At 58.0% G+C, this 5854-nt stretch carries 5 protein-coding genes; 4 read left to right on the top strand and 1 reads right to left on the bottom strand.

What is annotated here, in order from left to right:
• Nucleotides 1–514, top strand: a 514-nt coding sequence (locus ACOVRA_RS12875; RefSeq protein WP_421720646.1) for a hypothetical protein, incomplete at its 5' end; no start/stop codon positions are given.
• Between the two features lie 3 nt (nucleotides 515–517).
• Nucleotides 518–1264 (top strand): polysaccharide deacetylase family protein, encoded by a 747-nt coding sequence (locus ACOVRA_RS12870; protein WP_421720645.1) that lies wholly within the window; start codon nucleotides 518–520, stop codon nucleotides 1262–1264.
• On the opposite strand, the gene pgi is transcribed toward ACOVRA_RS12870, so the two are convergent.
• Complete coding sequence (gene pgi / locus ACOVRA_RS12865) at nucleotides 1261–2865, bottom strand: glucose-6-phosphate isomerase (protein ID WP_421720644.1); 1605 nt, start codon at nucleotides 2863–2865, stop codon at nucleotides 1261–1263. The genes ACOVRA_RS12870 and pgi overlap by 4 nt on opposite strands.
• A gap of 89 nt (nucleotides 2866–2954) precedes the next feature.
• On the opposite strand from pgi, the gene ACOVRA_RS12860 reads away from it, so the two are divergent.
• Nucleotides 2955–4436 (top strand): SLC13 family permease, encoded by a 1482-nt coding sequence (locus ACOVRA_RS12860; protein WP_421720643.1) that lies wholly within the window; start codon nucleotides 2955–2957, stop codon nucleotides 4434–4436.
• Nucleotides 4437–4527: 91 nt separating this feature from the next.
• A partial coding sequence (locus ACOVRA_RS12855) for a helicase HerA-like domain-containing protein (protein ID WP_421720642.1) occupies nucleotides 4528–5854 on the top strand: 1327 nt, incomplete at its 3' end.

The raw sequence follows: 5854 nt of genomic DNA, 5'->3' as shown, positions 1-5854 counted from the left end.
GCTTTCGGCCAGCGATGCAGAGCGCGTCTATGAATTGTCGCAGCGGACCAACCAACTCAATATTGCCGCCACACGTTATAGCCGCGACGATGTCGCCGCCATGCTGTCAGACGCAAATGGAGGTGAGGCTTGGACCCTGCGCTGTGCCGACCGGTTTGGCGATTATGGCCTGATCGGCTTTGCCTATGGCGACCCAAAGACTGGCCATATCCGGGACTTCTTCATGAGTTGCCGCGTACAGCGCAAGCGCGTTGAAGCGGCCTTTTTTGCGTGGCTGGCGGCACGGTGTGAAGCGGCAGGTGCGCACGAGATGACCATCTCTTATCAGAAAGCGGCCCGCAATGGCCCGGCCCTAGAGCTGTTTCAGAATTTGGGCTTTACCTTGACACTGACGGACGACACCCACGGCAGCCTTGCCTGCCCACTGCCCGCAAGTTTTGACGGGCATGATATTGTGCGCATTGAGGCAACCTTGGCCAAACCCAGTGCCGCACTTACTTCTGAGGCTGTTTAATTCATGGCGACTGGACTTCTCACGCGCATTGAAGGGGCCATCACACGGGCGATCCCTTTAAACCCGATCCAATCGCGCCTCACCGAAGCGGTCGCCTCGATCAGCTTTGACGATATTCCGTTTTCGGCGGCACGGGTCGGTGCTCCGATTCTGGAGCGTGCCCAGATTCAGGGCACGTTTTACGTGTGCGGCGGCCATACCGGCCAGACGTTTGAAGACCGCGCCCAGCATGAAAGCCACGATCTTCTGGCGCTTCATCAAGCCGGACACGAAATCGCCTGCCATACCTATGCCCACCCCTTTGTCACCAAGCTAACAGACGCCGGCCGCGATCAAGACCGGAAAGCCAATGCCGACTTTATGCGCAAAACGCTGGGCGATGTGATGATGACCAGCTTTGCCTATCCCTATGGTGCCGTCAGTTTGGCCGCCAAAGCCTATTATGCGCGCCAATTCTTCACCTGTCGGGGCGTGTATCGCGGTCTGAACACGGGTCGGGTCGACTTCTCAGAATTGCGCGCCATCGGGATTGAAAGACGTCAGCATGATATCGGCCAAGTCCGCGACCTCGTCGCCGAAGCCAAAGCGCGCCATGCGTGGATCATTTTCTTCACCCATGACGTGGGGCCAGACCCTTCTGACTATGGCTGCACGCCACAAAATCTTGAGGATGTGATCACGACCCTCAAGGACGCAGGCATTGAAACCCTGCCCGTGAAGGCCGCTGCCGCCAAAGTGATGTTTGGTTAAGCCCGCAAGGCGCGGATCTTCTCAATCATCGCCACACTGGATGGATCGCGCCGATCACTCGGTCCATTTTGCAGGTCAAGATCGATCTCGCTCGCAATCACTTTGCCAAGCTCCACGCCCCATTGGTCAAAGGAATTAACGCCCCACAGCTTGCCTTCAACAAAGGTGCGATGCTCACAAAAAGCCAGATAAGCGCCGAAATTGGCCGGGCTTAGACGGTCCATCAGCACAAAACTGGACGGGCGATTACCTTTGAACACGCGGTGTGGCGCGATAGCGGCAATCTGGTCGGCGCTCGCACCAGCAACTTGCATGGTCTCGGTCACCGATGCCAAGCTCTTGCCATGGGTCAAGGCCTCGGCTTGCGCTAAGACATTGGCCAAAGTCATACGCGTGCGGACAGGGGCGTCCTCATCGTCTTGGGCGACGGCTAGGAACTCAACCGGGGTTACATCCGGGCTCTGGTGGAGGTGCTGGAAGAAAGCATGTTGGGCATTGGTGCCTTCTGCGCCCCAAACGACGGGGCCTGACGTTTCGACACTGTGTCCACTCAGATCGACCGACTTGCCGTTTGACTCCATCTCTAATTGCTGCAGGAATTGCGGCAACAGGCGCAAGCGCTTGGCATAAGGGATGACGGCGCGGCTTTTGAACTGCAGGCACGTGCGATTCCACCAGCCGATCAGACTGGCGATGACAACCGGATTTTCTGCCAGCGGCAATGCCTCAAATAGATTGTCCATCGCTGCGGCACCGGCGTGCATCTCGGCCACGACCTCAGGCCCCAAAGCGATTTCACACGACAGACCCACCGCGGACCATAGTGAAAACCGACCGCCTACCCATTCTTTGAAGTCAAACACGCGGTCCGGCCTAAAGCCTGCCGCTTTGGTCTTTTCCGGTGCTGCACTGATCGCGACCAAATGGGCGCTATCGTCTGGACCAATCGTGGCATGTAGCCAAGCGCGTGCAGCTTTGAGATTCTCCAAAGTCTCCAACGTCGTGAAGGTCTTGGACACGCACAGGATCAAGGTCTCGCGCGGATCAAGACCGACAAGGGCTGCGGCCAATTCGCCGGGCTCGATATTGGCGGCAAAGCGCAATGTGATGTCGCTTCCCGCTGTTGGGGCCAAAGCTTCATAGACGAGGCGCGGTCCAAGGTCGGACCCGCCAATGCCAATATGGACGATGGATTTGAATGGCCGACCATCGGAAGCCGCAATCGACCCATCGCGAACACCGTGCGCAAAGGTTGTTGCGGCGGCCCGACCCGCGCGCACTGCGGCGCTGATCGCTTCGCCCTTGGCCATAAAGTCACGCTCGGGCTGACGCAGCGCCATGTGCATGACCGCACGATCCTCGGTCACATTGATTGCTTTCCCGGCAAAAAGATCGGATCGTGCTTGTTCAAGCCCGCTTTCTTGGGCATGGAGCAGAAGGGCGTCCAAGTCAGCTTGGCTCAGAAGGGCGCGGGAAAAATCAAAGGACAGGCCACCAGCCTGAAAGTTCAAGCGTTTGTGACGCGCTTGATCGAGCAAAAGGGTGGATAAGGAGGCGGAGGCTGCCGACTGGCCGCGGGCGATCAAATCAATGTGGGTCATGGCTCACCTCTGCCAAGACCGCCCGCACTTGTCGAGGCCTTAAGACCCTGACTATCAGTCATCAAACGTGACCAATTTGAGGAAGCCTAATGCCACAGCCAGTCCATGAGACAGATTTCGAAGAAGGCCATGGCACTTCTGGCCTCGGCCAGAAGATTGGCTTTGTCTTGGGGTTGCTGGTTGCTGGGATCATGTTGTGGATCGGCGCGCCCGAGGGCCTGGACCCCAAAGCTTGGAAAGCCCTTAGCCTGTTGGCTTTGATGATCATTTGGTGGGTGAGTGAGGCGATCCCCGTAGCCGCCACCGCGTTATTGCCGCTGGGCATGCTGCCCTTGTTGGGGGTGTTAAAGCCGGTTGATGCTGCGGCACCTTATGCCGACCCGATCATCTTTTTGTTCATTGGCGGCTTTATGATTGCCGCTGCCATTGAACAATCCGGCCTGCATCGCCGCATCGCTATCCATGTACTCGCCGCTGTGGGGTCTAGCCCCGCGGCCATAGTCGGTGGCTTTATGATCGCGACGACTTTGCTGTCCATGTGGATCTCCAACACTGCCACCGCTTTGATGATGACGCCAATTGCGCTGGCAGTGTGCACCGCTGCGGCACCGGCTGGCCCTGACCGCCGAAAGCTGATTGCGGCCTGTGTGTTAGGTGTGGCCTATTGCGCGTCCATTGGCGGGGTGGGCACACCCATCGGCTCGCCCACCAATCTGATCGGGGCCAAGTGGTTGGACGCCAATGGGGTGGGGTTAAGCTTCCCCGAATGGATGGCCATTGGCGGCGCGATCATTTTGGTCATGGTGCCACTGGCTTGGTTGATCTTGACCAAGATCGCCTATCGCCTGCCCGCCCATTTGGGCGATGACACAGCCCGCGAAGTCATCGCAGCAGAGGCCCGCGCTTTAGGCCCGATGAGCCAGAAAGAAGCGCGCGTGATGGTTATCTTCCTCAGCGTGGCGCTGGCTTGGATTCTGCGTGAGCCCTTGAGCAAATTGCCCGGCCTGCAAGGCTTGACCGATATGGTGATCGCTATTCTGGGGGCTGTTGCTTTGTTTGTTGTGCCCGCAGGGGACAAAGCTGACCCGAACAAGGCCTTGCTCGGCTGGGATGTGGCCGAGCGCATCCCTTGGGGCATTGCCATCCTGTTCGGCGGTGGCCTGTCGATGGCGGCAGCTCTGGAAGCAACCGGCCTGTCGACCTTTATCGGTGGCTATATGGCCGGCATTGGGACTTTGCCCATCCTGCTCGTTGTTTTGATCCTCGTGGCCGCGACGGTCTTCTTGTCTGAACTTGCCTCTAATGTCGCGACGCTGACAGCCATGTTACCGGTTCTAACGGCGATGGTCGCAGGTTCTGGGGGCGATGCCTTTTTGATTGGGGCGTCGGCGACCTTTGCTGCCAGCTTTGGCTTCATGTTGCCGATTGCGACCGCCGCCAATGCCATCGCTTATGCAACCGGAGCGCCCAAACAGGCTGAGATGCTGCGCATTGGTTTTGCGTTGAATCTGTTCGGAGTTCTGACCATTGCTGCCGCTGTTGGCCTGATTGGACCCTTGGTGACGGGTTAAAATCCCGCCCCTGCCCTTAACAAGTTTGTCGGACCGCAATAAGGTGAAGTCAGGCCTTTTCTCGAGCATTTAGAAGGATTTGGTGTAACCCATGAGTGAGTCCATTCTGATCGGCGCCGGTGGCGAGCCGCTTGCCTCTATTGAGCTTTTGTTGAAGCGGGCCAACCGTCATGGCTTGGTCGCCGGTGCGACCGGCACGGGCAAAACCGTAACGCTGCAAGTCCTCGCCGAAGGATTTTCGCGCGCAGGCGTGCCGGTCTTCGCGGCCGACATCAAAGGCGACCTCTCGGGCATGAGCCAATCGTGGGAGCCCTCGCCCCCGTTCAAGGCGCGCGCCGAACAGATTGGTTTGACCGACTATAAAAGCGAGTCGACCCCTGTCGTATATTGGGACCTCTATGGCCAAAAGGGTCACCCCATTCGCACCACGATTACGGAAATGGGCCCCACCCTGCTCGCCCGCCTGATGGAAGTCAGCGACGCACAAGAAGGGGCTTTGGCGGTTGCCTTTAAGATGGCCGATGAAGAGGGCCTGTTCCTCTTAGACATGAAGGACCTCAAAGCCATTCTCGACTATATGGCCGAAAATGACAGCGTCGTGTCGAAGAAATATGGCCTCGTGACACCCCAGTCGATTGCAGCCCTTCAGCGCAAAATCATGCAATTGGATCAAGCCGGGGCTGATGGCTTCTTCGGCGAACCAGCCCTTGATCTGCGCGACTTCATGCGGACTGACCTGTCCGGCAAAGGCATCGTCAACATTCTGGCGGCAGACCGTCTGGTCCAGAGCCCGACACTCTATTCGACCTTCCTGCTCTGGATGCTGTCAGAATTGTTCGAGCAATTGCCGGAAGTCGGCGATATGGATCGGCCGAAAATGGTGTTTTTCTTCGATGAAGCCCATTTGCTGTTCCGCGACGCGCCAAAGGCGTTGCTCAACACCATTGAGCAGGTGGTGCGCCTCATCCGCTCTAAAGGGGTTGGCATTTATTTCGTCACCCAGAATCCGCAAGACATTCCCGAGACCGTGTTGGCGCAATTGGGCAACCGGGTTCAGCACGCGCTGCGCGCTTATACGCCAAGCGAAACCAAAGCGGTGCGCATTGCCGCCGAAAGCTTCCGGCCTAACCCAGGCTTTAAGACAGAAGATATGATTACGGCCTTGGGCGTAGGTGAAGCTTTGGTCTCCACTCTCGACGCCAAAGGTATCCCCACGATGGTGGAGCGCACCTTTATCCGCCCCCCCTTAAGCCAAGTTGGCCCTTGCTCGCCCGAAGCACGCGCCCGCGTGATTTCATCCAGCCCCATCGGCCCGCGCTATGATGCGGTGGTGGACCGTGAAAGCGCGTTTGAAATCCTCGAACGCAAGGCCGCTGAACTTGAAGCCCAGCAAGCCGAGATGGAACAGCCAGAACCAA

The sequence above is a fragment of the Aquidulcibacter sp. genome (genome assembly GCF_049239865.1).
In the GTDB taxonomy this organism is placed as follows: Bacteria; Pseudomonadota; Alphaproteobacteria; order Caulobacterales; family Aquidulcibacteraceae; genus Aquidulcibacter.
Note: the sequence above shows the minus strand (reverse complement) of the source record. Positions and strands in the feature narration are given on the sequence as shown.

What these genes read in the sequence shown, in the direction of transcription:
- ACOVRA_RS12870 (WP_421720645.1), top strand. Translation starts at nt 518, where the DNA reads ATGGCGACTGGACTTCTCACGCGCATTGAAGGGGCCATCACACGGGCG.
- pgi (WP_421720644.1), bottom strand. Translation starts at nt 2,865, where the DNA reads ATGACCCACATTGATTTGATCGCCCGCGGCCAGTCGGCAGCCTCCGCC.
- ACOVRA_RS12860 (WP_421720643.1), top strand. Translation starts at nt 2,955, where the DNA reads ATGCCACAGCCAGTCCATGAGACAGATTTCGAAGAAGGCCATGGCACT.